23 protein-coding genes and 1 pseudogene are annotated in these 25,350 nt (G+C 70.7%); 10 read left to right on the top strand and 14 right to left on the bottom strand.

The genetic code is table 11. The features are described from left to right. From hypF to A5787_RS10455, 9 genes are all read left to right on the top strand, one after another. Positions 1–2,382 (top strand): carbamoyltransferase HypF, encoded by a 2,382-nt coding sequence (gene hypF / locus A5787_RS10495; protein WP_066965634.1) that lies wholly within the window; start codon positions 1–3, stop codon positions 2,380–2,382. Continuing rightward, positions 2,379–3,107, top strand: coding sequence for a HypC/HybG/HupF family hydrogenase formation chaperone (locus A5787_RS10490; RefSeq protein WP_066965631.1), 729 nt, complete (start codon positions 2,379–2,381; stop codon positions 3,105–3,107). Before hypF ends, A5787_RS10490 begins: the two co-directional genes overlap by 4 nt. After that, positions 3,104–3,769 carry an SIS domain-containing protein gene (locus tag A5787_RS10485; RefSeq protein WP_066965629.1) on the top strand — a complete coding sequence of 222 codons (666 nt, stop codon included), beginning with the start codon at positions 3,104–3,106 and terminating at the stop codon, positions 3,767–3,769. Before A5787_RS10490 ends, A5787_RS10485 begins: the two co-directional genes overlap by 4 nt. Next, positions 3,766–4,878 (top strand): hydrogenase expression/formation protein HypE, encoded by a 1,113-nt coding sequence (gene hypE, locus A5787_RS10480; RefSeq protein WP_082977153.1) that lies wholly within the window; start codon positions 3,766–3,768, stop codon positions 4,876–4,878. The genes A5787_RS10485 and hypE overlap by 4 nt, the downstream gene beginning before the upstream one ends. Positions 4,879–4,901: 23 nt before the next feature. After that, a complete protein-coding gene (locus tag A5787_RS10475; RefSeq protein ID WP_066965626.1) occupies positions 4,902–5,174 on the top strand; it encodes a HypC/HybG/HupF family hydrogenase formation chaperone in 273 nt (90 codons plus the stop codon). Positions 5,175–5,187: 13 nt separating this feature from the next. Continuing rightward, entirely contained in the window at positions 5,188–6,318 is a 1,131-nt protein-coding gene (hypD, locus tag A5787_RS10470) for a hydrogenase formation protein HypD (RefSeq protein ID WP_066965622.1), read from the top strand. Next, positions 6,315–7,049, top strand: a complete 735-nt coding sequence (locus tag A5787_RS10465; protein ID WP_304441146.1) for a DUF6390 family protein — start codon at positions 6,315–6,317, stop codon at positions 7,047–7,049. The genes hypD and A5787_RS10465 overlap by 4 nt, the downstream gene beginning before the upstream one ends. A 20-nt stretch (positions 7,050–7,069) precedes the next feature. Next, the gene (locus A5787_RS10460; protein ID WP_066965615.1) at positions 7,070–8,182 is read left to right on the top strand and encodes an alkaline phosphatase family protein; all 1,113 of its coding nucleotides are present in this window, start codon (positions 7,070–7,072) and stop codon (positions 8,180–8,182) included. Positions 8,183–8,898: 716 nt separating this feature from the next. Continuing rightward, positions 8,899–9,714, top strand: coding sequence for a PPE domain-containing protein (locus A5787_RS10455; protein WP_231993923.1), 816 nt, complete (start codon positions 8,899–8,901; stop codon positions 9,712–9,714). On the opposite strand, the gene A5787_RS10450 is transcribed toward A5787_RS10455, so the two are convergent. The 13 genes from A5787_RS10450 to dxr all read right to left on the bottom strand — a co-directional run bounded on the left by A5787_RS10450 (position 9,701) and on the right by dxr (position 24,096). Continuing rightward, positions 9,701–10,477, bottom strand: coding sequence for a 3-oxoacyl-ACP reductase (locus A5787_RS10450; protein ID WP_197507068.1), 777 nt, complete (start codon positions 10,475–10,477; stop codon positions 9,701–9,703). The genes A5787_RS10455 and A5787_RS10450 overlap by 14 nt on opposite strands. Further along, positions 10,474–11,841 carry an aldehyde dehydrogenase gene (locus A5787_RS10445; protein ID WP_066965608.1) on the bottom strand — a complete coding sequence of 456 codons (1,368 nt, stop codon included), beginning with the start codon at positions 11,839–11,841 and terminating at the stop codon, positions 10,474–10,476. Before A5787_RS10445 ends, A5787_RS10450 begins: the two co-directional genes overlap by 4 nt. Continuing rightward, positions 11,838–12,584 (bottom strand): gamma-glutamyl-gamma-aminobutyrate hydrolase family protein, encoded by a 747-nt coding sequence (locus A5787_RS10440; RefSeq protein WP_066965606.1) that lies wholly within the window; start codon positions 12,582–12,584, stop codon positions 11,838–11,840. Before A5787_RS10440 ends, A5787_RS10445 begins: the two co-directional genes overlap by 4 nt. Continuing rightward, complete coding sequence (locus A5787_RS10435; protein WP_066965604.1) at positions 12,571–13,941, bottom strand: glutamine synthetase family protein; 1,371 nt, start codon at positions 13,939–13,941, stop codon at positions 12,571–12,573. The genes A5787_RS10440 and A5787_RS10435 overlap by 14 nt, the downstream gene beginning before the upstream one ends. Further along, positions 13,935–14,486: an alpha/beta hydrolase gene (locus tag A5787_RS10430; protein ID WP_066965603.1), complete on the bottom strand. Its 552-nt coding sequence runs from the start codon at positions 14,484–14,486 to the stop codon at positions 13,935–13,937. Before A5787_RS10430 ends, A5787_RS10435 begins: the two co-directional genes overlap by 7 nt. A 58-nt stretch (positions 14,487–14,544) precedes the next feature. After that, the gene (locus A5787_RS10425) at positions 14,545–16,044 is read right to left on the bottom strand and encodes a cobyric acid synthase (protein WP_066965601.1); all 1,500 of its coding nucleotides are present in this window, start codon (positions 16,042–16,044) and stop codon (positions 14,545–14,547) included. A gap of 14 nt (positions 16,045–16,058) precedes the next feature. After that, positions 16,059–16,916, bottom strand: a complete 858-nt coding sequence (map, locus tag A5787_RS10420; protein WP_066965599.1) for a type I methionyl aminopeptidase — start codon at positions 16,914–16,916, stop codon at positions 16,059–16,061. A 101-nt stretch (positions 16,917–17,017) separates the two neighbouring features. After that, the gene (locus A5787_RS10415) at positions 17,018–17,581 is read right to left on the bottom strand and encodes a DUF1707 domain-containing protein (protein WP_066965597.1); all 564 of its coding nucleotides are present in this window, start codon (positions 17,579–17,581) and stop codon (positions 17,018–17,020) included. A gap of 58 nt (positions 17,582–17,639) precedes the next feature. Beyond that, positions 17,640–19,457 (bottom strand): penicillin-binding transpeptidase domain-containing protein, encoded by a 1,818-nt coding sequence (locus A5787_RS10410; RefSeq protein ID WP_066965594.1) that lies wholly within the window; start codon positions 19,455–19,457, stop codon positions 17,640–17,642. Between the two features lie 96 nt (positions 19,458–19,553). After that, positions 19,554–20,408: a GNAT family N-acetyltransferase gene (locus tag A5787_RS10405; protein WP_066965591.1), complete on the bottom strand. Its 855-nt coding sequence runs from the start codon at positions 20,406–20,408 to the stop codon at positions 19,554–19,556. 56 nt (positions 20,409–20,464) lie between these two features. After that, positions 20,465–21,631 (bottom strand): flavodoxin-dependent (E)-4-hydroxy-3-methylbut-2-enyl-diphosphate synthase, encoded by a 1,167-nt coding sequence (gene ispG / locus A5787_RS10400; protein ID WP_066965588.1) that lies wholly within the window; start codon positions 21,629–21,631, stop codon positions 20,465–20,467. Between the two features lie 31 nt (positions 21,632–21,662). Next, on the bottom strand, positions 21,663–22,877 hold the full coding sequence (locus A5787_RS10395) for an RIP metalloprotease (RefSeq protein WP_066965585.1): 1,215 nt from the start codon (positions 22,875–22,877) through the stop codon (positions 21,663–21,665). Between the two features lie 19 nt (positions 22,878–22,896). Next, complete coding sequence (gene dxr / locus A5787_RS10390) at positions 22,897–24,096, bottom strand: 1-deoxy-D-xylulose-5-phosphate reductoisomerase (protein WP_066965582.1); 1,200 nt, start codon at positions 24,094–24,096, stop codon at positions 22,897–22,899. A 9-nt stretch (positions 24,097–24,105) separates the two neighbouring features. On the opposite strand from dxr, the pseudogene A5787_RS28105 reads away from it, so the two are divergent. Then, a pseudogene (locus tag A5787_RS28105) lies at positions 24,106–24,309 on the top strand (DUF2631 domain-containing protein); the annotation flags it as partial. Here A5787_RS28105 and A5787_RS10385 read toward each other — a convergent pair. After that, positions 24,301–25,347: a cytochrome c biogenesis CcdA family protein gene (locus A5787_RS10385; RefSeq protein WP_197507066.1), complete on the bottom strand. Its 1,047-nt coding sequence runs from the start codon at positions 25,345–25,347 to the stop codon at positions 24,301–24,303. The pseudogene A5787_RS28105 and the gene A5787_RS10385 sit on opposite strands and share 9 nt — an antisense overlap. Positions 25,348–25,350: the final 3 nt, after the last annotated feature.

Genomic DNA, 25,350 nt, shown 5'->3' with positions numbered 1-25,350 from the left:
ATGACCCAATCCCCCCTGCTGCTCCGGACCGGGCCGCCCGCTACCCAAGTCCGGCGGCGCTTCACCGTGACCGGTGTCGTCCAGGGGGTTGGCTTCCGGCCTTTCGTGCACCGGATCGCCGGCGAGCTCGGCCTGGCCGGTTTCGTCGGCAACGATTCCGGCGCCGTTTTCGTCGAGGTGCAGGGCGCCCGCACCCGTGTCGGCGAATTCGCCCGCCGGTTGCGCGCCGAGGCGCCGCCACTGGCCCGCATCGGCGCCGTCACGGTCACCGACCTCGCCACCGACGCCTCCTGTCGACGCGAGTTCCGGATCGTGCCGAGCCGGCCGATCGCCGGTGCTCACACCTCTAAGACGCCGATTCCACCCGACATCGCGGTGTGCGACGACTGCGTCGGCGAGCTGTTCGACCCGCGCGACCGGCGTTACCGGCACCCCTTCGTGACGTGCACCAACTGCGGGCCGCGGTTCACCATCATCCGCGAGTTGCCCTACGACCGCCCGGGCACCACCATGTCGGGATTCGCGATGTGCGACCGCTGCGCCGCCGAATATCACGATCCGGGCGATCGCCGGTTCCACGCGCAACCGATCGCCTGCCCGGATTGCGGTCCGTCGCTCCGGTTTTCGTCGTCGGCCGCCTGCGTCACCGGATCGGATGCCGCACTGGCGGCCACCCAACGCGCGCTGGCGGCGGGCGCCGTGGTCGCCGTCAAGGGCATCGGCGGTTACCACCTGGCCTGCGCCGTCGACGATGACGCGGCGGTCGGCGCGCTGCGGGCGCGAAAGGCGCGGGGCGCCAAGCCGTTCGCCATGCTGGTCCGCGACCTGGACGTCGCCCGCCGCTACGCGCACGTCGACGCCGACGAGGCCGCGGTGCTGTCGAGCCCCGCGCGGCCGATCGTGTTGCTGCGGCGCCGATCCGGCGCGCCGGTCGCCGACGCCGTCGCGCCCGGCAGCCCGCTGCTCGGATTGATGCTGCCGTACTCCCCCCTGCACCACCTGCTGCTGGCCCCCGTGCCGGGCGCCGCCGGGCCGGTGCCCGACGCCCTGGTATGCACCAGCGCCAACCGTTCCGACGAGCCCATCTGCTTCACCGACGAGGATGCCGCCGAACGGCTCCCGGCACTCTGCGACGCGGTGCTCGACCACGACCGGCCGATCCACGTGCCGTGCGACGACTCGGTGGTGCGGGTCTTGACGGACGAAGGGGGCGGAAGTGAGCTGCCGATCCGCCGATCCCGCGGCTTCGCGCCGTTGCCGGTCGACCTGGGGTTTGAGGGGCCCACCGCCCCTCGTGTCCTCGCCGTGGGCGGGGAACTGAAAAACACCTTCTGCCTCACCGACGGCTCCCGCGCCTACCTGTCCGGCCACATCGGCGACATGACCACCTGGGAGACGCTGCGGGCGTTCGAGCGCGCGGTGGCTCAGCTCACCGGAATGCGCGGCGCGCCGGCGCGCGTCGCCGCCGATCTGCACCCCGGCTACCACACGCGGAACTGGGCGGAGCGCCACGCGGGCGAGCGGCCGCTGGACCTGGTCCAGCACCACCACGCGCACGTCGTTTCGCTGCTGGCCGAGCACGGACGCCTCGGCGAGCCCGTCATCGGGGTCTCGTTCGACGGCACCGGCTACGGCTGCGACCAAACCATCTGGGGCGGCGAAATTCTCGCCCTGGGAACCGAGAGCCACCGATTCGTGCGCGTCGGCCACCTGTTGCCGGTCCCGCTGCCCGGCGGGGACGCCGCGGTGCGCAATCCCTGGCGGATGGCGCTGTCGCAATTGTGGACGGCCCGCATCGACTGGACCCCGGACCTGGCGCCGGTCGCCGCCGCCACCCCGGACGAATTGCGCCTCACCCGTTCGCAATTGGAGAGCGGCACCGGCTGCGTGCCGTGCTCGAGCATGGGCCGGCTGTTCGACGCCGTCGCCTCGCTGCTCGGGGTGCGGCACCGGATCGACTACGAGGGGCAGGCGGCCATCGAGCTGGAGGCGCTCGCGGAGTCGGCGCTCGACGATCCCGGCCCGTCGCTGCCGCTGCTGGTGCGCCCCGACGGGGTGATCGATCCCACCACGATGGTGCAGACGATGGTGGCGGCCACCTACGCCGGCACCCGGCCGGCGCTGCTGGCCGCCGCGTTCCACGAGGCGGTCGCCGACGCCGTCGCCAAGGTGGTCGCGCAGGTGGCCGGTGAGATCCGGCTGGTGGGCCTCACCGGCGGGGTTTTCCAGAACGTGCTGTTACTGCGCGCATGCCGTAAGCGGCTGCAGCGCAAGGGGTTCGAAGTGCTCACTCACCACACCGTCCCGCCGAACGACGGCGGGCTGGCGCTGGGCCAGGCCGCGATCTCCATGCTGAGGGGGATGGAGGAGACTGAATCATGATCACCACCGCCATCGACCGCGGGCTGGGCGCCGAATTGGCCGAGGATTTGGCCGCCACCGCGTTCACGCTGGCCAAGCGATTCGCCGCGGGTGCGACCATGTGGTCCATCGCGCCGTCGTGGGAACCGCATGCGCTGCACATCGCGGTGGAGTTCGTGCATCCGGTGATCATGGGCAAGCGGGCCCTGCCCGCGGTGGCGCTGACCGGACCCGACCTGGTGGACCTGGTGCGGGTGTCGGTGCGGCCCGGCGACATCGTGGTTGCGGTCGCCGGCGCCGACGACGCACAGGTGCGCTCGGTGCTGCGCCGCAGTCCGGCCTGGGGCGCCACCACGATCTGGATCGGCAGCGGCGAGCGGCCGGCCGCCGGTATGGCGGACCATGTGCTGTGGCTCGACGACCCCGACCCGCGGGTGCCCGCGACGGGCGGCTTCGTGCTGTTCTATCACCTGCTGTGGGAGCTGACCCACGTGTGCTTCGAGCACTCGGGGCTGCTCAAAGACGACTCGTCGTTCTCCGACGAGGATGGAGCGGTTTGCGTCACCTGCAGCGACGAGGGCCGCCTGGGCGAGGTGGTCGGTGAATCGGATGGCGGCCAGGCGGCGGTGCGCACCGCGCGGGGCGTCGAGACCGTGGTCACCACGCTCGTCGACCCGGTCGCCGCCGGTGACCTGGTCCTGGTGCACGCCGGCACGGCGATCAGCAGGCTGGAGGACGACTCATGAGCGACGAACCCACCAACTTCCTGTACCCGTTCATCGACGCGCAGGAGGACGACCCCAAGTCGCTGCTGGCCGACCTGGCCGCCTCCGCGCAGGCGAAGGCGGCCGAAAGCCTGGCGCTGCGCCGCTCCACGCTGGAGGCCAACGCCGAGCTACTGGAGGCGGCGGCCACCGAGATGGCGCGCCGCTTCGCGGTCGGCGGGCGGTTGTTCACCTTCGGAAACGGCGGCAGCTGCACCGATTCCACGACCCTGGCGAGGCTGTTCGCCCGGCCGCCCCTCGGCACGCCGCTGCCCGCGTGGTCGTTGACCGCCGACCAGGCGGTGATGACCGCGCTGGGCAACGACGTCGGGTTCGAGCTGGTGTTCGCGCGCCAGCTGATCGCCCGGGCGAGGGCCGGCGACATCGCGATCGCCATGTCGACCAGCGGGGGCTCGCCCAACCTGCTCGCGGCACTCGCCGAGGCCCGGCAACGCGGCCTGTACACCGTCGGGTTCGCCGGGTACGACGGCGGCGCCTTCGCGAACAACCCCAACGTGGACGCCTGCTTCATCGTGCGCTCGCAGAGCGTGCATCGCATCCAGGAATCGCAGGCGCTGCTGGGCTATCAACTGTGGTTGAGCGTGCATCAGCATCTCGGTGACCGGGGTCTGGGGGCGGCATGAACAAGCCAGCGGGCGAATACCTTTCGTCGGGGCCGCAGTTCGCCGAGGGCGAGGTGATCGAGCGGATCGAGTCGTTCCGCAGGCGTCGCCCCCGGTTGCTCGACGACCACGTGACCCTGGCCCACGGGGCCGGCGGCAAGGCCTCGGCGGCGCTGGTGGACGCGGTGTTCCTGGAGGCCTTCCGCAACCCGCTGTTGGAGTCACTGGGCGACGGCGCGGTCCTGACGTTGCCCGGCGGCGAGCGCTTGGCGATGTCGACGGATTCGTTTGTGGTGCAGCCCAGGCGCTTTCCCGGCGGGTCGATCGGTGAACTCGCCGTCCACGGCACCTGCAACGACCTCGCGATGGCCGGCGCCGTGCCGTCGTGGATCTCGGCGGCGTTCGTGATCGAGGAAGGTTTCGCGATCGCCGAGTTGAAGGAGATCGTCGCCGACATGGCGGCCGCCGCCGCGGCCGCGGGTGTCCAGATCGTCACCGGCGACACCAAGGTGGTGCCCAGGGGCGCGGCCGACGGGCTGTTCGTCACCACCACCGGGGCCGGCGTCATCCCCGCGGGGCGCGCGCTGTCGGCGGAGTCGGTGCGCACCGGTGACAAGGTGCTGCTGTCCGGATCGATGGGCGATCACGGCATGGCCGTCATGCTGGCCCGCGGCGACCTGGCCATCGAGGCCGACATCGCCTCCGACACCGCGTCGGTCAGCCCCCTGGTGGAGCTGCTGATGGCCGCCGCCCCGTCCACCCGGTGGATGCGCGACGCGACCCGCGGCGGGGTCGGCACCGTCTGCAACGAACTGGCCCAGGCGTGCGGACTCGGCGTGCTGCTGGAAGAGGAGCGACTGCCGGTGCGGCCCATGGTGAACGGCGCCTGCGAATTGCTCGGCATCGATCCCCTGTACGTCGCCAACGAGGGCAAGTTCGTCGCCGTCGTCGCGCCCGGGGAGGCCGACGCCGGGCTGGCCGCGCTGCGCTCGCACCCCCTGGGCGCCGAGGCCGCGGAGGTGGGGGAAATCGTTGCCGAACCCGCCGAAAGCGTGGTGCTGCGCACCGGTTTCGGCGGCACCCGGATCGTCGACATGCTCGTCGGGGACCCGTTGCCCCGAATTTGTTGAGCTTTGCTGAAGGAGTATGAGAGATGTGTCTTGGGATTCCGGGTCGGATCGTCGAAATCACCGATCCCGCCAACTATCTGGCAAAGATCGACGTCAGCGGCGTCCAGCGCACGATCAGCGTCCGGCTGCTGGAGGACGACATGCCCCAGCCCGACGACTGGGTCCTGGTGCACGTCGGGTTTGCCATGGCCAAGATCGACGAGACGGAGGCGCTGCTCACCCTGGCCGCCATCAAGAAACTCGGCGAGGCCTACGCCACCGAGCTGGAAGCCTTCGACTCGTCGTCGATCGTGTAAGGGAAGGCGCACCATGAAATTCGTTGACGAATTCCGCGATCCGGCCGCGGCCCGCAAGCTGCTGGGCGCCATCGAGCGCCTGGCCGGTGCCAGTGGTGAGCAGTTCAAATTCATGGAGGTGTGCGGTGGGCACACCCACACGATCTATCGGCACGGCATCGAACACCTGCTGCCCGACAACGTGGAGTTGGTGCACGGCCCGGGCTGCCCGGTCTGCGTGATCCCGATGGGCCGCATCGACGACGCGATGTGGCTGGCCGGCCGGCCCGACGTGATCTTCACCTGTTTCGGCGACATGATGCGGGTGCCCGGGTCGGCCGGCAGCCTGCTGGACGCCAAGGCGCGCGGCGCCGACGTGCGCTTCGTCTACTCCCCGCTGGACGCGCTCAAGATCGCGGTCGACAACCCCGACAAGCACGTGGTGTTCTTCGCCATCGGCTTCGAGACCACCGCGCCCTCGACGGCGGTGACGCTGGTGCGCGCCCGCGACCTGGGCCTGCCCAACTTCAGCGTCTTCTGCAACCACGTCACGATCGTGCCGCCGATCAAGGCCATCCTGGAGTCACCGGACCTGCGGCTGTCGGGTTTCATCGGCCCCGGGCACGTGTCGACGGTGGTGGGTAACCGCCCCTACCGATTCGTTCCCGACGTGTACCGAAAGCCGTTGGTGGTGGCCGGTTTCGAGCCGCTCGACATCCTGGCGGCCGTCGCGATGCTGCTCACCCAGATCCGGGAGGGCCGCTGCGAGGTGGAGAACCAGTACAAGCGCGTGGTGCCCGAGCACGGCAACCCCGCCGCCCTGGCGCTGATGGGCAAGGTGTTCGCGCTGCGCCCCCACTTCGAATGGCGCGGGCTGGGATTCATCTCGCAGAGCGCGCTGCGCCTGCACGACGATTTCGCGGAGTTCGACGCCGAGCTGCGGTTCGCGATGCCCGGCGTGCGGGTCGCCGACCCCAAGGCCTGCCAGTGCGGCGAGGTGCTCAAAGGCGTGCTCAAGCCCTGGGAATGCAAGGTTTTCGGCACCGCGTGCACGCCCGAGACGCCGATCGGCACCTGCATGGTCTCCCCCGAGGGGGCGTGCGCCGCCTACTACAACTTCGGCCGCATGCACCGCGACGCGGTGAAGCTGGTGGGGCGCACTTGACCGATATCCGCGGTGCCGAGATGTTCGCCCGGTACGCGTACGCCCCCAACGCCCTGGGCTACTGCGGCCCCCCACTGGGGGCGACCCTGCGGGACGGTTCCGTCGACGAGGTGCGGCGCGCGGCGACCGGGTTCTCCGGCGCGTGGCCGTACCTGCGGGTGCTGTCGGCGCTGACCGGCATCGCCGACCCGCTGGACTACCGGCTCGTCGAATCCTATTGGCTCGGCGGCGGCGTCGGCGCCGACCTGGACCCGCACAACTTCTTGGACGCGCTGCTGGGCATCATCGGCCCGCAGGCCGGCCGCTACTGGTCGCACCTGACGGCCGACCTGGCCGGCGAGGCGGCCGCCAACCACTGCTTTCACGTCTTCGGCGTGTACCCGTGGACCCGCTTTCTCGGGCGCGGCATGGACGAGCATCCGTTGAGCGTGCTCGACAATTGCCGAATCACCTGGGGCACGGTGATTTCCCGCGCCGGCGATGACGTCGACGTCATGTGTCAGCGGCTCGAGTGGGACGGTCGGGCGCTGACGCTGTCCGACCCCACGGCCCGCCCGCTCGACGTTTGGGCCGACGGCTACAGCGCCGTGCCCGACGTGGCCGTCGGCGACGAGGTCGCGGTGCACTGGGGCCGGCTGTGCGGCCGGCTGGCCGCCGAGCAGGTTCGCGCGCTGGCCGACAGCACCGATCGCCAGCTGCGGGTGACCAGCCAACGGCTCGCGCACGTCTAGTCTTGCCTAGTCTTGCCCCTGTGCCCGACTCGATCTGCGACGTGCTGCCCGCCGCGGCCGCGCTGCTCGGGGCCCCGGGCGCGGTCGATCGCCTGGGCGTGACGGAGTCGGTTGGCGCCAAAGATCGCGTCGCGGTGGTGCTGGTCGACGGGCTGGGCTGGCACCTGCTACCGCAGCTGGCCGGCACCGCGCCCCTGCTGGCCGCGGTGCTCGCCGGCGACGCGGGACGGCTCACCGAACTCACCTGTACCTTCCCGTCGACCACGCCGAGCAGCCTGGTGTCCCTGGGGACCGGGGCGCGGCCCGGCGAGCACGGCATCCTGGGTTTCACGCTCAACGTGCCCGGCACCGATCGGGTGCTCACCCACATCGTGTGGCGCGACGACCCGCCGCACGACGAATGGCAGCCGCTGCCCACCTGGTTCGGGCGCCTGCGGCGGTCCGGCATCGCGGCGCGCGCCGTGCTGCCCGCGGCCTTCATGGGCAGCGGGCTGACGGATGCGGCCTATCGCGGTGCGCAGTTTCGCCCGACGCGGCCGACGGACGACTACGCCACCGAGCTGGTCGCCGAGCTGAACGCGGCGCCCGGGCTCGTCTACGGCTACACCGCCGACTTGGACACCGCGGCCCACCTGTTCGGCATCGGTTCGGAGCGGTGGCACGGGGCGGCGGCCCGCGTCGACGCCCTGCTCGCGAGGCTGGTCGAGGCCCTGCCGCCCGACGCGGCGTTACTGGTCACCGCCGACCACGGCGGCCTGAACGTCCCGCCGGACGCCCGCGTCGACCTCGACACCGACCCGCGGCTGGGCGCGGGGGTGCGGGTGGTCGCCGGCGAGCCGCGGGTGCGCTACCTGCACACCGAGCCGGGGGCCGCCGCGGACGTGCAGGCCGCCTGGGCCGAGTCGCTCGACGGCCGGGCGCGGGTGTACAGCCGCGAGCAGGCGGTGGCCACCGGCATGTTCGGGCCGGTCGACCCGGCGCACCTGGCGCGCATCGGCGACGTCGTCGTCGTCTGCACCGGCGCTACCGCCGTGCTGGCGACCGGCCACGAGCCCCCGGAGACGGCTCGGCTGATCGGCTTTCACGGCGGGGCCACCCCGGCCGAGATGGCGATCCCGCTGATCGTTTTCTGAGCTGCCCAGCTACCCCGGCGCGTCACCACCAGGCCATGCGGAACCGAGCTAAGTCCCTGAGCCGGACGAGGGCATGTCGCACCCGCGTCCCGACAGTCGCAGGGACAAGCGGCCTGCCGGCCCGTCGGCGCCGACGCCCTTCCCGGCGCTGCTGAGGTGAGGCTCCCTGCGTTGCGGAATCGGTGTCCACACCCGCCAGCCACCGGGGTGCCCCGGCCAATTGAGAAGGCATGGGTTCGTGCAACATCCGGGGCCGGCGCCCGCTGCCAGGCTTCCGGCAATAGAAGCCGTTGGGATCATTTTTCAGGGAGCCGTCGCGGGGAATCCACACCCCCGACGGGTGCTGGACAATTTGCCTGCCACAGTGGCGGCAGGTGGCCCCGTACAACTTTCGCCCCCTGTGATACTCGCTGCCAGACCCGCGGCGCCCCCGACTGCATCGCTGGTTATGTCAACTTTACGTCGCAGACGCCACAAAATGAAAGCGCATGTTTTCAACACAGCGACGCGGTGTCGAGCGCCTGAGGCAAAGACGCGGCATCGGCGCGGCGACCACCTGCCGACTGCGAGCGTTTTCACAGCTCGCTCCGATCGTTCATCAGGCTTTGCCTTCTAGATTCGGGCCAGCAGCCCGTCGCCGGCGAACCAGGTATGTAACCCCGGCGTCTATCCCAGGGAAGACCCCGAATGAGGGCGAGGTGGTAATGGATTTTGCGATGCGACCGCCGGAAATCAACTCCGGGCTGATGCATTCGGGTCCCGGCGCGGGATCGCTGTTGCGGGCCGCCAAGGCGTGGGACACCCTCGCCGACCAGTTGCGCAGCGCGGCGGCGCGATCGGAAGGCCCGCAGCCCTGTCTCGACTGGCTCGACACCGTTGCCGCGCACGCCCACCAGGCGGCCACCCAGCTCGCGGCGGCGGCCGGCGCCCATCAGTCGGCACGCACGGCGATGGTGCCCCCGCCCGCGATCACCGATAACCGCGCGCGGCGGCGCTCGCTGGCCGCCGCGAACCGCCTGGGGCAGAGCAGCCCGGCCATCGCGGACACCGACGCCGAGTACGAGCGGATGTGGGCGCGCGACGCCGCCGCCATGTACGCCTACGCCCGCGCCTCGGCCGACGCGGCGGCGCTGACGCCGTTCGCTTCGCCGCCGGGCACCCACCGCACGCACACCTGGGCCCTGGCGTCGGCGCCGGACGTCGTATCGGCCGGCGTCCGGGTGATGGCAGCGATTCCCAAAGCGCTGCAAGCACTTTCGGCGTCGCTACCGACATCGCTCGACGCCTCGCTCGCGTCGGCGACGCCCGCGCTGTCGAGACTGAGTTCGCTGTCGGCGCCGACGGACTCCGCGATCAGCCGCCTCAATTCCCTCAACAAGCGGGCGGCCCTGTGGGCGCTGTTCAGGAAGCCCGCACGCGCGGCGTCGATCCCGGGACTCGGTCGCGGCACGCCGGTCGGGCAGCTGTCGGCGCCACCGGCCTGGGCAGCGGCCACGGCGCGGCACCACCACCCGGCGGTCAGAGCGGGGTGACGTAGGCCGAGCTGATGCCGCCGTCGACCAGGAACGTCGACGCCGTGACGAAGGACGCATCGTCGCTGGCCAGGAAGGCCACCGCGGCGGCAATCTCGTCGGGTTCGGCGAAGCGACCCAACGGCACGTGCACCAGGCGGCGGGCGGCCCGCTCGGGATCCTTGGCGAAAAGCTCCTGCAGCAGCGGGGTGTTGACCGGCCCCGGGCACAGGGCGTTGACGCGGATGCCCTGCCGGGCGAACTGCACGCCCAGCTCCCGCGACATCGCCAGCACCCCGCCCTTGGAGGCGGTGTAGGAGATCTGCGACGTCGCCGATCCCAGCACCGCGACAAAGGACGCCGTGTTGATGATCGACCCCTTGCCGGCGGGTACCATGTGCCGCAGCGCGGCCCGGCAGCACAGGTACACCGATTTCAGGTTGACGTCCTGGACCCGTTGCCACGCCGCAAGTTCGGTGTTCTCGATGAGGTCGTCCTCGGGCGGCGAGATGCCGGCGTTGTTGAACGCGATGTCGACCCGGCCGTAGGCCTCGGCCGCGGCGTCGAACAGCGCGTTGACGGCGTCCTCGTCCGAAACATCGGTGGGCACGAACAAACCGGACAGCTCGTCGGCGACCGCCGCGCCGGCGTCGCGGTCGACATCGCCCACCACGATGCTCGCGCCTTCGGCGCGCATCCGTCGTGCCGCGGCCAGCCCGATGCCGCCGGCGCCGCCGGTGATGACCGCCACCCGGCCGGCCAGCCGCTGCGTCAGGTCCATCACGAATCCTCCTTGACGGCGATGAACACGTTCTTGGTCTCGGTGAAATGCAGTGGCGCGTCGGGGCCGAGCTCGCGGCCCAGGCCGGACTGCTTGAAACCGCCGAAGGGCGTGTTGTAACGCACCGACGAGTGGGAATTCACCGACAGGTTGCCGGACTCGATCGCCCGCGACACCCGCAGCGCGCGAGACAGGTCGTCGGTCCAGATCGATCCCGACAGGCCATAGGCGGTGTCGTTGGCCAGCGCGACGGCGTCGTGCTCGTCGTCGAACCCCAACACGGTGACGACCGGCCCGAAGATCTCCTCGGTGACGCTGCGGTCGGTGCGCCGGGGCGTGAGGACCGTTGGCGGAAACCAGAATCCGGGGCCGGACGGCGCCGTGCCGCGAAAGGCGACGGGCGCGTCGTCGGGCACGTAGGAGGCCACCCTGGCGCGGTGGTCCGCGGACACCAACGGGCCCATCTCGGTGTCGCGGGACCTGGGGTCCCCGACGGCGACGGCCCGCACCGCGGGCTCCAGCAACTCCATAAACCGGTCATAGACGCTGCGCTGCACCAGGATCCGGCTGCGGGCGCAGCAGTCCTGGCCGGCATTGTCGAACACCCCGGCGGGCGCGGTCGCCGCGGCGCGCTCCAGGTCGCAGTCGGCGAAGACGATGTTCGCGCTCTTACCACCCAGCTCCAGCGTCACCCGCTTGACGTGGGCCGCCGCGCCGGCCATCACCTTCTTGCCCACCTCGGTGGAGCCGGTGAACACGACCTTGCGCACCCCCGGGTGCGTGACGAACCGCTCCCCCACCACCGCGCCCCTGCCGGGCAGCACCTGCAACAGGTCCGCGTCGAGCCCGGCCTGCACCGCCAGCTCGCCGAGCCGGATCGTGGTCAGCGGCGTCAATTCGGCGGGTTTGACGAGGACCGCGTTGCCGGCGGCGAGGGCGGGGCCGATGCTCCAGGACGCGATCGGCATCGGAAAGTTCCACGGCGTGATCACGCCGATGACACCCAGCGGCTCGTGGAAGGTGACGTCGAGGCCGCCGGCGACCGGAATCTGCCTGCCGGACAGGCGTTCCGGACTGCCGGCGTAGAACGTCAGCACCTCGCGGACGTGGCCGGCCTCCCATTCGGCCGACGCGATCGGGTGCCCGGAGTTGGCCACCTCGAGCGCGGCGAGTTCGTCGGTGTGGGCGCCGACGGCGGCGGCGAAGGCGCGCAGGCCTTCCGCGCGTTGCGCCGGGGACAACCGGGCCCAGCGCCGCTGGGCCGCCGCGGCACGCGCCACCGCGTCGTCAACCTCGGCGGCGTCGACGAGCTCGACCGAGGTCAGCGCCTCCTCGGTCGCGGGGTTGACCAGTTCCGTTGCGGTCATCGGCTTTCCGCGTACGATTGCGCGGCTTGCACCACCGCCTTGAACAGCCGCAGGTCGTCGAGCGACTTCTCCGGATGCCACTGCACGGCAAGGGCGAACGACTCGCCGGGCAACTCCACGGCCTCGACCACACCGTCGGCGTCCAGCGCGCTGACCACCAGGGGATCGCCGACCTTGTCGATGGCCTGATGGTGGTAGCAGGGCGCATCGGCGGATTCGCCGAGCAGCGCGGCGAGCCGGGTGCCCGCCACGGTGCGGACCGGCAACCTGGTGAACACCCCGTTGCCCGCCCGATGGCCGTTGTGGCCCAGGATATCCGGGAGATGCTGGTGCAGCGTACCGCCGAATGCGACGTTGAGGACCTGGGCGCCGCGACAGATCCCCAGCACCGGCAGCCCGCGGTCCAGCGCGGCGCGCAGCAACGCCAACTCGAGGTCGTCGCGGTCGGTGCGGGGCCGGTCGGTGGCCGGATGCGGATCCTGGCCGTAGTGAGCCGGATCGACGTCATAGCCCCCGGTGATCACCAGCGCGTCCAGGCCGTCCAGCAGCACACCGGCCGCCTCGGCGTCCATCGGTTGCGGCGGCAGCAGTGTCGCGATGCCACCGGCCATGACGACGCCCTCGAAGTAATCGGCCGGTAGATACCCCGCGGGGATGTCCCAGATCCCGGTCGTCACCTGTTCCAGATAACACGTCAGTCCTACTACAGGTCTTCCACGGCGACCCGACCTAGAGGCGTTCAAAACCCCGCATCCTCTCCCAGTCGGTGACCGCCGCGTTGAAGGCCGCCAACTCCACGCGGGCGTTGTTCAGGTAGTGCGCGACGACGTCGTCGCCGAACGCCTCCCGCGCCAGCGTCGACCCGCCGAACACCGCGGCCGCGTCGGCCAACGTGGTGGGCAGCCGTTCGAGATCGGTTGCCTCGTAGGCGTTCCCGACGTAGGGCGCGGGGGGTTCGAGGCCCCGTTCGATACCATACAGCCCCCCGGCGATCAGCGCGGCCACCGCGAGGTAGGGGTTGACGTCACCGCCGGGGATCCGGCACTCGACGCGGATGTTGCGGCCGCGCCCGACCACCCGCAGGGCACAGGTGCGGTTGTCCAGGCCCCAGGCCACCGCCGTCGGCGCAAAACTGCCGTCGGCAAACCGCTTGTAGGAGTTGATGTTTGGCGCGTAGAACAGGGTCAATTCGCGCACGGTGGCCAACAGGCCCGCGAGGAAGCCGCCGAACGTTGCCGACATGCCGTGCGGGCGGTCGCCGTCGCCGAACACGGCGGCGCCGTCCCGGTCGCGCAGCGACAGATGGATGTGGCAACTGTTGCCTTCCCGCTCATCGTATTTCGCCATGAAGGTCAGGCTCTTGCCGTGCCGGTCGGCGATCTCCTTGGCGCCGTTCTTGTAGACGGCGTGGTTGTCGCAGGTGACCAGCGCCTCGTCGTAGCGGAAGCCGATTTCCTGCTGGCCCCTGTTGCATTCCCCCTTGACCGCCTCGAACCGCAGGCCCGCCCCCTCCATGCCCAGCCGGATGTCGCGCAGCAGCGGCTCCATCCGCGCCGACGCCAGCATCGCGTAGTCGATGTTGTAGTCGCTGGCCGGCGTCAGCCCGCGGTAGCCGCCGGCCCAGGCCTGGCGATACGACTCGTCGAACACGATGAACTCCAGCTCGGTGGCGACGTCGGCGGTCAGCCCGAGCGCGCCCAGCCGCTCGAGCTGCCGGCGCAGGATCGCCCGGGGCGCCACGGCGACCTCGCCCCCGTCCGCCCAGCCGAGGTCGGCGATCACCAGGGCGGTGGCGTGCAGCCACGGGGTGAGCCGCAGGGTGGACAGATCCGGGGTCATCACCATGTCGCCGTAACCGGTCTCCCAGCCCGACATCGCATAGCCGGACACGGTGTTCATCTCGACATCGACGGCGAGCAGGTAACTGCAGCACTCGGCCCCGTGCGCGGCCACTTCCTCGACGAACAGCCCCGCCGCCATCCGTTTGCCGACCAGCCGGCCCTGCATGTCGGCGAACGCCACGATGACGGTGTCCACCGCGCCGCGTTGCACCAGCTGTTCCAGCGCGGCCAGCGACAACACCGCGGAAGGCGCTACCACGTGCTGGTGCGCAAGACGATCTCGGCGGCCAACTGCGCCGTCGACTCCTGCGCGGTGCGCCGGCCCAGGTCCACCACGCGGTATTCGGCGTAGACGTAGCGCTGGCTGGCCGCGGCGGCCGCCTTGGCGGCCGGGGAGCTGACCAGCACCGTGGTGCCGATTTCCACTGGCGGGCAATGCTCGTCGAGAACCACTCCCTTGGGGTCGGGCACCCGCGGATGCCCGCGGTCGATCACGATCAGGCCCACGAATCGGCCCAGCCGGGTCGCCGCCAGCTCCCAGGCCAGCTCGCCGCCGGCGCGGTCGCCGAACACCACGGCCCAGCGAATTCCCAGCGCATCGAGGATGCCGACCACCGATTTGGCGGTCAGCCGCTGATCGAGGCCGATGACGACGGTCCGCAGCGATGCGGTGTGCAGGCGGTCGCACACCGCGTCGTAGGCGACGGGCGCGCGTTCCTGGTCGCCGAGGATGACGACGACGACGCCCTTTTCCGGACCTGCCACGGCCACCGGGACCGGAAATCCGTCGAGCGTGTTCATCATCGAGTGCACTCACGCACGCTACAGCCAATGGGCCAGCTCGCGCGAGGTTTACTGGCCCTCACGGCCGCAGCCGGATCGCGACGTGCGGCCGTCGCGGCGGCGGCCCCTCGAGTAGGTCCAAAACGGCGTCGACGTCGAGATGGGCGGCGAGCAGGTCGGCGATCGCGTCCAGCTGGGCGTCGCGCCGCGCGGCGACGTTGGTGTCGGCCAGGACGAACCCGCTCCGGCCGGCCGCATCGGCGACCCGGGTGAGCCACCCCCGGCGGAAGTCGTCGTTGTCCAGCAGGCCGTGCCAATGGGTGCCGAAAACCGCGCCGCGCGCGATGCCGTGCGGTCGCGAACCCACCGTGAACCACGCGTCCTCGGCGCAGCGCGAGAGCCGCCCATGATGGATTTCATAGCCGCTCAGGGGCCGCTGCCAGCGCCGCAGGACCTTGGCCTGCTCGAAGGCGATGTCGGCGTCCAGCAGCCCTAGGCCGTCGACCTCCCCCGCACCGGATTCCACCGTGTCCTCGATGCGCCGGCACAGCATCTGGAACCCGCCGCAGATGCCCAGCACCGGCCTGCCGGCCCGGGCGTGGTCGACGATCGCGCCGGCCAGGCCGCGATCACGCAGCCAGGACAGGTCCGCGACGGTGGCCTTGCTGCCGGGCAGCACGATCAGGTCGGCGTCGGCCAGGTCGGCGGGGTCGGTGACCCAGCGCACCAGCACGCCCGGCTCGCAGGCCAGCGCCTCGACATCGGTGGAGTTGGAGATCCGGGGCAGCCGGACCGCGGCCACCCGCAGCCACTCGTCGCCGCGCGGCGGGGCGGGCGTGCCCACGACGCGGTGCGCGAGGACCGACAGCGAGTCCTCGGCGTCCAGCCAGAGCTCCTCGGCGTAGGGCAGCACGCCGTACGTCGGGCGGCCGGTCATGCAGCGCAGCTGCTGCAGCCCGGGTTCCAGCAGCGCCCGATCCCCGCGGAATTTGTTGACGACGAAGCCGGCGATCAGCGCCTGGTCGTCGGGATCGAGCACCGCGACCGTCCCGAACAGGTGGGCGAGCAGCCCGCCGCGGTCGATGTCACCGACCAGGATCACCGGCAACTTCGCGGCCCGGGCCAGCCCCATGTTCGCCAAATCCGTGGCCCGCAAGTTGATTTCGGCGGGCGATCCGGCGCCCTCGCAGATCACCGCGTCGAATTCGTCGCGAAGGCAAGACAAATCGTCGAAGACGATGCGGGCGAGCCGATCGCGATGCCGCACGTAGTTCGCCGCGGAGACCGACTCGGCGACCTGACCCCGGATCACCAGCTGCGACGTGCGGTCGCTGCCCGGTTTGAGCAGGATCGGGTTGAATCGCACGCTGGGCTCCAGCCCCGCCGCCCGCGCCTGGATCGCCTGGGCGCGGCCGATCTCGCCGCCCTCGACGGTGACCACCGAGTTGTTGGACATGTTCTGCGCCTTGAACGGCGCCACTTTCGTGCCGCGGCGCGCGAGCAGCCGGCACAGCCCCGCCACCACCACCGATTTCCCGGCGTCGGAGCTGGTGCCGGCGACCAGCAGGGCCCCGCTCACAAAGTCACGGCTTGCTATACCGACGTGAGGATCTCGGCGCCGGTGTCGGTGACCAGCAGGGTGTGTTCGAACTGCGCGGTCCACTTGCGGTCCCTGGTGACGACGGTCCAGCCGTCGTCCCAGATCTCGTAGTCCAGCGCGCCGAGGTTGATCATCGGTTCGATGGTGAACGTCATGCCCGGTTGGATGATCGTGGCCACGGAGGGCTGTTCGTAGTGCAGCACGACCAGCCCGTTGTGAAAAGTGGTGCCGATGCCGTGGCCGGTGAAGTCGCGAACCACGTTGTACCCGAACCTATTTGCGTACGACTCGATGACGCGCCCGACGACCGAGAGCGCGCGGCCCGGTTTGACGGCGTTGATCGCGCGCATCGTGGCCTCGTGCGTCCGCTCCACGAGCAGCCGGTGCTCCTCGGTGACGTCGCCGGCCAGAAACGTCGCGTTGGTGTCGCCGTGCACCCCGTCGATGTAGGCGGTGACATCGATGTTGACGATGTCCCCGTCCTCGATCACCGTCGAGTCGGGGATGCCGTGGCAGATCACCTCGTTGAGCGACGTGCAGCACGACTTCGGGAATCCCTTGTAGCCCAGCGTCGACGGGTAGGCCCCGTTGTCGATCATGTACTCGTGGGCGATCCGGTCCAGTTCGTCGGTCGTCACCCCCGGCGCGACGGCCTTGCCCGCCTCGGCCAGTGCGCCGGCCGCGATCCGGCCGGCGACGCGCATCTTCTCGATGACCTCGGGCGTCTGCACCCACGGCTCGCTGCCCTCCCGGGCGGTCGGCCTGCCGACGTATTCCGGGCGCGGGATGCGGCCGGGCACCGGCAGAGTCGGCGATATCACTCCGGGGGAAAGCGCGGTCCGAGCAGGCATGGGGCCAGCTTAGCGACGCGCACCCCGCCGCGCCGTCGCCGAGCCTGTAATTTTGCAGGCCCCTACTCGCGCTTCTCCTGCGGATTTACAGGCTCGGCGGATCAGACCCTGCCGCGGCGCAGCAACGAGCGGCGCGGCCCCCGGACCGTCACCGACCCGCACACCACCCGGCCCGTCAGCACGACGTGCGGCGTGCCCTCGCCCCGGGCGTCCTTGCGCCGGTCGCTGGCGCTGCCCACGTAGACCTCGACGTCGTCGATCGAGGCGCTGGCGCCGTCGGGCAGGCGGACCTCCACCGAACCGAACCTCATGTCGAGTTCGATGACCACCACCGGCCCCGCGAAGCGGGCCCTGGTCAGGTCGAGTTCGACCGAGCCCAGCCGGCGCACCAGCGCCAGCCGGGTGGGCACGGTCCATTCGCCGTGGCGCTTCAGCGAGCCGGCCCAGCCGCGCAGCTCGACGCGGTCGGCCGCGGACGTGACGATCGCGCCCGGCCCGGGCAGGTCGCCGACCAGCCCGTCCAGCTCGCCCCGGGTGCGCGCGTATGACACCTGCGACGAGCGCTGCTCGAACTCGTCGATGTCGATCAGCCCGAGCGCGACGGCGTTGTGCAGCCGGCGCATCGTGCCGTTGCGGTCGGCGTCGGAGACCCGCAGCGCCACCATGTCTCCGCCGGATGTTTCGCCCACGCTTGCAATTTACCGCCGCGACCGGGCGGGAGCTCTAGGCCAAATAGTCCCGCGGCAGCGACTCGAACATCACCTTGGTCATCCGGACCGCGTATTCCGAGCTGCCGCCCCCGACGATCAGCGCGGCGAACGCCAGGTCGCCGCGGTATCCGGCGAACCACGAGTGCGATCCGCCCGGGAACTCGGCCTCACCGGTCTTCCCGTAGATCTCGCCGCAACAACCGGCGATCTCCTTGGCGGTCCCGTTGGTCACCACCAGCCGCATCATCGGCCGCAGCGCGTCGACCATCTTCGGCGAAATCGGCGTGTCGTCGCCCTCGACCGTCGTCGGCCGCCCGGCGATCAGCTGCGGCACCGGCGTTTTGCCGGCGTCGACGGTGGCGGCGACCAGGGCCATGCCGAAGGGGCTGGCCAGCACCTTGCCCTGGCCGAAGCCGTCCTCGGTGCGCTCGGCCAGGTCGACCGTGGGCGGCACCGACCCCGTCACGGTGGTGATGCCGTCGACCGTGTAGTCCAGCCCGATGCCGTAGCGGTTGGCCGCCTGCGTCAGGCCGCGGGGCGGCAGCCTGCTGCTCAGCTCGGCGAACGTGGTGTTGCACGAACTGGCGAAGGCCCGCGACATCGGCACCACGCCCAGGTCGAAGCCGCCGTAGTTGGGGATGGTGCGGTGCCCGATGTCGATGCGGCCCGGGCAGCCCAGCATCGTGTTGGGCGTGGCCATGTCGCGGTCGACGGCGGCGCCGGCGGTGACCATCTTGAAGGTCGACCCCGGCGGGAACAGGCCGTTGGTGGCCGGCAGGCCGTCGGCGTCGGCGCCCTTGTTCTGCGCGATCGCCAGGATCTCCCCGGTCGACGGCTTGATCACCACGATCATCGCCCTGCCGCCGCGGGTGTCCACCGCGTGCTGCGCGGCGTTCTGCACCGCGCGGTCCAGCGTGATCGACACCGACGGCGCCGGGGAGCCCTCGACCTCGTGCAGCACGGCCACGTCGACGTTGTTCTGGTTGACGCTGACCACCCGCCAGCCGGCCTGGCCGTCGAGCTGGTCCAGCACGGCCTTTTTCACCTCGCCGATGACGGCCGGCGCGAAATGCGGGTCGGTCGGCAGCATCTCGGCCTGCGGCGTGACCACGATGCCGGGCAGCCTGCCGATCGCGGGGAACACCTTGTCGTTGTCGTCGGGATGCAGCGTGACCCCCAGGTCCAGCGGCTGCGTCGCCGAGGTCGCCTGCTCGGCCAGCAGCTGCGGGTCGGTGAGCGTGCCGTTGAACGGCCGCAGCACGTCCACCACCGCGTGCGTCGTCCCGATCAGGGCGGGCCCGGCCTGCGTGGCGTCCAGCGTGTAGTGGTACAGGTAGCCCGGCGCGAGCACATCGCTGCCGCCGAGCTCGTTCACCGAGGCCCGCCGCGGCCGGTCGGCCCGCAGCGCGAACGTCTGATGCTCGCCCAGCTTCGGGTGCAGCCCGGTGGTGGCCCAGCGGACCTCCCAGCGGCTCTCGTCGCGGGCCATCTGCAGCTGGCCGTCATAGCTCCAGGTGCGGTTCTTGGGCAGGTGCCAGGTGAAGCGGTAGTTGACCGTGCCGGTGTCCTCGGCGTACTTGGCGCCGAGGACCTGCGCGTCCAGGTGGGTCGCCTGCAGCCCCGCCCAGGCGGCGTTCAGCGCTTCGCGGGCCTCGTTGGGGTTGTCGCTGAGCTGGGCGGCCGTCGCGGTGTCCCCGACTCCCAGGGCGCGGAAGAACTTCTCCGCGGCCGGGCCGGGGCCGTCGGGCCTCGGGGTGCACCCGGACAGGGCGATGACCGCGACCAGCAGCACGCCGGCCGCCGCTGATACCAATGGGGTTTTTGTGACCATCGGTACAGATGTTATAACCGCGCCCCCGTCACGGGCGCCGACACACCGAGACCGAACCGTTATGGCGTTCTTCTTGCCGAGCGATGGCCCCGCGGATCAGTCCAGCAGGACCGTCGCGAAGGTGCCGACCTCGGCGAAGCCCACACGCGCGTATGCGGCGCGGGCGACCGTGTTGAAGTTGTTCACGTACAGGCTCGCGATCCGGCCGCTGCCGACGATCACGGCGGCCACCGTCGCGGTGCCCCTGGTGCCGATGCCCAGGCCACGCCACTCCGGGTGCACCCAGACCCCCTGGATCTGACCCACCCCGGGCGACTGCGACCCCACCTCGGCCTTGAAGACGACCTGGCCGTGCTCGAAGCGCGCCCACGCCCGCCCCGCCGCGATCAGGCTGGCCACCCGCCGCCGGTAGCCGCGGCCTCCGTCGCCGACCCGCGGGTCGACACCGACTTCGCCGATGAACATGTCGACGGCGGCCACCAGGTAGGCGTCCAGCTCGTCCGGCCGGACCTGGCGCACGCCGACGTCGATGTCGCAGTTGGGGTGCTTGGTCAGCGCCATCAGCGGCTGGTCGTCGCGCACGTCGCGCGCCGGGCCCCAGGCCGACTCGAGCCGCTCCCACATCGGCATTACCAGGTGCGCCCTGCCGACCAGCGAGGAACAGCGCCGCGTCCCGCTCATCGCCTCGTCGGCGAAGGCGTTCAGGTCGGCCGGCGCGCCGCGCAGGGGGATGAGGTTGGCACCGGCGAAGCACAGCGACTCCTCCGGCCCGCGGCGGGTCCACAGTTCCCCGCCGATCGAATCCGGGTCGATGCCGTGGTCGGCCACCCGGGCCGCGACCATGCACGAGCCGACCGGGTCGTCGTCGAGCACCCGCCAGACGGCGGCGGCGTCACGCACCACGGACACCCGCCGCTCGCCGACAAGGCGCATGATGGGCGGAGCCGACATCTACGGAACTCTCTGTGGTGCGAAAAGACGATCAGTGCGGGACGCAAAAACCCCTATCAGCTTACGGTCACAATCGGCGAACCGCTCGCTTCTGTTTGAGGATCGTGACCGGTCCCCATCTCGGCCGCCAGCCGCATGGCCTCCTCGATGAGCGTCTCGACGATCTGGGCTTCCGGCACGGTCTTGATCACCTCGCCCCGAACGAAGATCTGGCCCTTGCCATTTCCGGACGCGACGCCCAGGTCGGCCTCGCGGGCCTCCCCCGGGCCGTTGACGACGCAGCCCATCACGGCCACCCGCAGCGGCACGTCGAGACCGTCCAGCCCGGCGGTGACCTCGTTGGCCAGGGTGTAGACGTCGACCTGCGCGCGACCGCACGACGGGCACGACACGATCTCCAGCCCGCGCGGCCGCAGGTTGAGCGACTCGAGGATCTGGGTGCCGACCTTGACCTCCTCGACGGGCGGGGCCGACAGCGACACCCGGATGGTGTCGCCGATGCCGCGCGAGAGCAACGCACCGAAGGCGACCGCGGACTTGACGGTGCCCTGGAACGCCGGACCGGCCTCGGTGACGCCCAGGTGCAGCGGGTAATCGCACTGGGCGGCCAGCTGCTCGTAGGCGGCGACCATCACGACGGGGTCGTTGTGCTTGACGCTGATCTTGATGTCGCCGAAGCCGTGCTCCTCGAACAGCGAGGCCTCCCACAGCGCCGACTCGACCAGCGCCTCGGGCGTCGCCTTGCCGTACTTCTCCATGAACCGCTTGTCCAGCGAGCCGGCGTTGACGCCGATGCGGATCGGGATGCCCGCGGCCGCCGCGGCCTTGGCCACCTCGCCGACCCGGCCGTCGAATTCCTTGATGTTGCCCGGGTTTACCCGCACCGCGGCGCAGCCGGCGTCGATCGCGGCGAAGATGTACTTCGGCTGGAAGTGGATGTCGGCGATCACCGGGATCTGGCTGTGCCGGGCGATCTCGGCCAGCGCGTCGGCGTCCTCCTGACGCGGGCAGGCCACCCGGACGATGTCGCAGCCGGCGGCGGTCAGCTCGGCGATCTGTTGCAGCGTCGAATTGACCTCGTGCGTCTTGGTGGTGCACATCGACTGCACCGAGATGCGATAGTCGCTGCCGACCCCGACGTCGCGGACCATCAATTGCCGCGTTTTGCGCCGGGGGGCAAGGGTGGGCGCCGGGGCGTCCGGCATGCCCAGGCCAATCGTCACTCTCTGCCTTCTCTCACTTACTGGCTCTCAGTTACTGGAAAAGCCTGATGGGGTTGACCAGATCGGCGGTCACGGTCAGCAGCATGTAGCCGACCACGAATACCAGCACCACGTACGTGGCGGGCATCAGCTTGAGGTAGTTCACCGGCGCCGCCGCGACCATGCCGCGCGCCGAGCGGATCAGGTTGCGGACCTTCTCGAACACGGCGATGGCGATGTGGCCGCCGTCGAAGGGCAGCAGCGGCACCAGGTTGATCGCGCCCAGGATGAGGTTCAACTGGGCCAGGAAGAACCAGAACGCCACCCACAGCCCGTGGTCGACGGTGTCGCCGCCGATGATGCTGGCGCCGACCACGCTCATCGGCGTCTGCGGGTCGCGCTGCCCGCCGCCGATGGCGTGCACCAGCGCCCCGACCTTCGTCGGGATCGTCACCAGCGCCTTGCCCACCTCGGCGGTCAGGTCGCCGGCGAAGGCGACGGTGGCCGGTATCGCCGACAGGACGTTGTAGTGCGTCGGCGCGGTCTTGATGGCGCCGACGCCCATGGCACCGACCGTGGTGGGTTCGGGCTTGCCGCCCTGGCCCTTCGAGATGTAGCGCTGGGTGGGTGTGACGTCGACGTAGGTGGTGATGGTGGCGCCGCCGCGCTCGACGACGACGGGAGCGGTGCCGTGCAGCTTGCGGATGGCCGCGGCCATGTCCTCGAAGGTGGACACCGGGGTGTCGCCCACCTTGACGACGACGTCGCCGGAGCGAATCCCGGCCAGCGCCGCCGGACCGGGCCCGGTGCAGTCGCCGACCTTGCCCGGGGCCACTTCCGGTGCGACACAAGCGGTCTCGCCGACGATGGCCTTAGTGGGCGGGTGCAGGTTGGGCAGCCCCCAGACGAGCGCGATGCCGTAGATCAGCACCAGGCAGATGACGAAGTTCATCCCCGGGCCCGCGAACAGCGTCGCGACCCGCTTCCAGGTCGCCTGCTTGTACATCGCGCGGTCGGTCTCGTCGGGCTCCAGGTCCTCGACCGGGGTCATGCCGGCGATGTCGCAGAAGCCACCCAGCGGGATGGCCTTGACCCCGTACTCGATCTCACCCCGGCGCGTCGACCACAGCGTGGGCCCGAAGCCGACGAAATAGCGCCGCACCTTCATGCCGGTGCCGCGGGCGACCCACATGTGGCCGCACTCGTGCAGGGCCACCGAGATCAGGATGGCGAGCGCGAACAGCACAATGCCGATAACGAACATCATCAGGCTGCCAGGACCTTTCTCACACCATTCCGGGGATCTTGTGGGCACTCGCGTCTCCGACCGCACGCTGCGCCCGCTCCCTTGCCCAGCGCTGCGCGTCGAGTACCTCATCCACGTTAGCCGGTACTTCGCTGAATTTGGGGGCCCATTGGTCGGCGGCGTGCAGCACGTCGGCGATGGTGTTGACGATGGCGGGGAACCCGATGCGGCCCCGCAGGAACGCCGCGGCGGCTTCTTCGTTGGCCGCGTTGTACACGGCGGTCATGCAGCCGCCGGTCACCCCGGCGTGGCGGGCCAGCTCGACGGCGGGGAAAATCTCGCTGTCCAGCGGCTCGAACTCCCAGCTAGAGGCTGTGGTGAAGTCGCAGGAGGCCGCCACCCCGGCCACCCGGTGGGGCCAGCCCAGGGCCAACGAGATGGGCAGCTTCATGTCCGGGGGGCTGGCCTGGGCGATGGTCGAGCCGTCGATGAAGGTGACCATCGAATGAACAATCGACTGGGGGTGCACGACGACCTCGATGCGGTCGTAGTCGATGCCGAACAACAGGTGCGTTTCGATGAGCTCGAGCCCCTTGTTGACCAGCGACGCCGAGTTCAGCGTGTTCATCGGGCCCATCGACCAGGTGGGGTGGGCGCCGGCCTGCTCGGGCGTGACGCCCTCGAGGTCCGCGGCGGCCCAGCCGCGGAAGGGGCCGCCGGAGGCCGTCAGCACCAGCTTGGCGACCTCGTCGGGGCTGCCGCCGCGCAGGCACTGGGCCAGCGCGGAGTGCTCGGAGTCGACGGGCACGATCTGGCCCGGCCGCGCCGCCTGCAACACCAGCGGACCGCCGGCGATCAGCGATTCCTTGTTGGCCAGGGCCAGCCGGGCCCCGGAGTCCAGGGCGGCCAGCGTCGGTCGCAGGCCCAGGGCGCCGACCAGCGCGTTGAGGACGACGTCGGCGTCGGTCTCCTGGACCAGCCGGGTCACCGCTTCCGGGCCGCTGTAGGGGACGTCGCCGACCTGCTGCGCCGCACGCTCGTCGGCGACGGCGATGTTGGTGACCCCCGTCTCGGCGCGCTGTCGCGCCACGGTCTCGGGGCTGGCCCCCCCGGCGGCCAGCCCGACCACCTGGAAGCGGTCCGGGTTGGCCGCGATGACCTCGAGCGCCTGGGTGCCGATCGAGCCGGTGCTGCCCAGCACCAGCACGCGCAGGCGGCGCTCGGTAGTCGCGTTGGTCACTCACCCATTGTGCCCGCTCGGACTCGCGGCGGATGTGCCAGAATCTCACCTACCAGCCGATCACGAAAGGGATTCGCCGTGGCCAGTACCGAGGTGGAGCACTTCAACGGCGTCGACGTCGCCGAGGTGCCGTCGGCAGCGTGGGGGTGGAGCAGGATCAATCACCGCACCTGGCACGCCACCGGGCTGGTCATCGTGATCTTCCTACTGGCCATGCTGCGCGGGAACCACGTCGGCCACATCGAGAACTGGTTCCTGATCGGGTTTGCCGCGCTGACGCTCTTCGTTCTGGTGCGCGACCTGTGGGGCCGCCGCCGCGGCTGGGTCAGGTAGCCGCCGCACCCGGCGATACCAGGCGGCCGCGACCGCCCCGGACACCAGCACGAACAGGGCCACCGCCCAGGGCGCGACGCCGTGTTGGTGAACCCAGCCGGCCAGCGCGCCCTGCAGCCGGCCGGCCGAGGTGATCACCGTGTCCCCGGGACTCGCGTAACCGTTGAAGAGGCGCAACTCGTAGACGCCGTAGTAGCCGACGTAGAGCCCGACCAGCACCAGCAGCGCGCCGCTGATCCGGTTGACGAACGGCAGGGCGCGGCGCAGCCGATCGGCCAGCGCCGAGCTGGCGCAGGCCGCGGCGATCGCCAGGACCCCCACGACCAGGGTCAGCCCCGCGACGTAGGCGAGGTAGACCGAGACGCCCGTGAGGACCGATCCCTTGACGCCGGCGGCGGTGACCGCCAGGAACGGCCCGACGGTGCACGACAGCGAGGCGATGGCGTAGCTGACGCCATACGAATACATGGAGCCCAGCCGCACCGTCGGGGCCCACCGCGGGCCGAGTGGGCGGGGCGCCAGCGCCGTCAGGTCCCGCCCCGAGAGCAGCCAAACCCCAAGCGCGACAAGCACAATCCCGATCACCACGGTCCCATAGGGCAGGTAGCGCTGCACGGTGCTGGCCGCCGAGATGGTCAGCGCGCCGAACAACCCGAAGACGGTCACGAAGCCCAGCGCCATCCCGAGGGTGGCCGCCAGGGCACGGCCGAGCGGGACCAGGGGGCCCGTCCCGTACCGTGCGCCGAACGTGCAGCGGCGGCGAGATTTCGGTGATTTTTTCGCCGTGAGTGCACGTTCGCGGGACCGCGGCCCGCGCACCACGAGCAGCAGGTATCCGGGCAGCATGGCAAACCCGCAGGGGTTCAGGGCCGCGACCAATCCGGCGGCGAAGGCCAGGCCCACCAGAGCGCGGTCCATCCG

It is taken from the genome of Mycobacterium sp. 852002-50816_SCH5313054-b (assembly GCF_001667185.1).
Classification (GTDB): Bacteria; Actinomycetota; Actinomycetes; order Mycobacteriales; family Mycobacteriaceae; genus Mycobacterium.
This window is presented reverse-complemented; position numbering and strand designations above follow the sequence as displayed.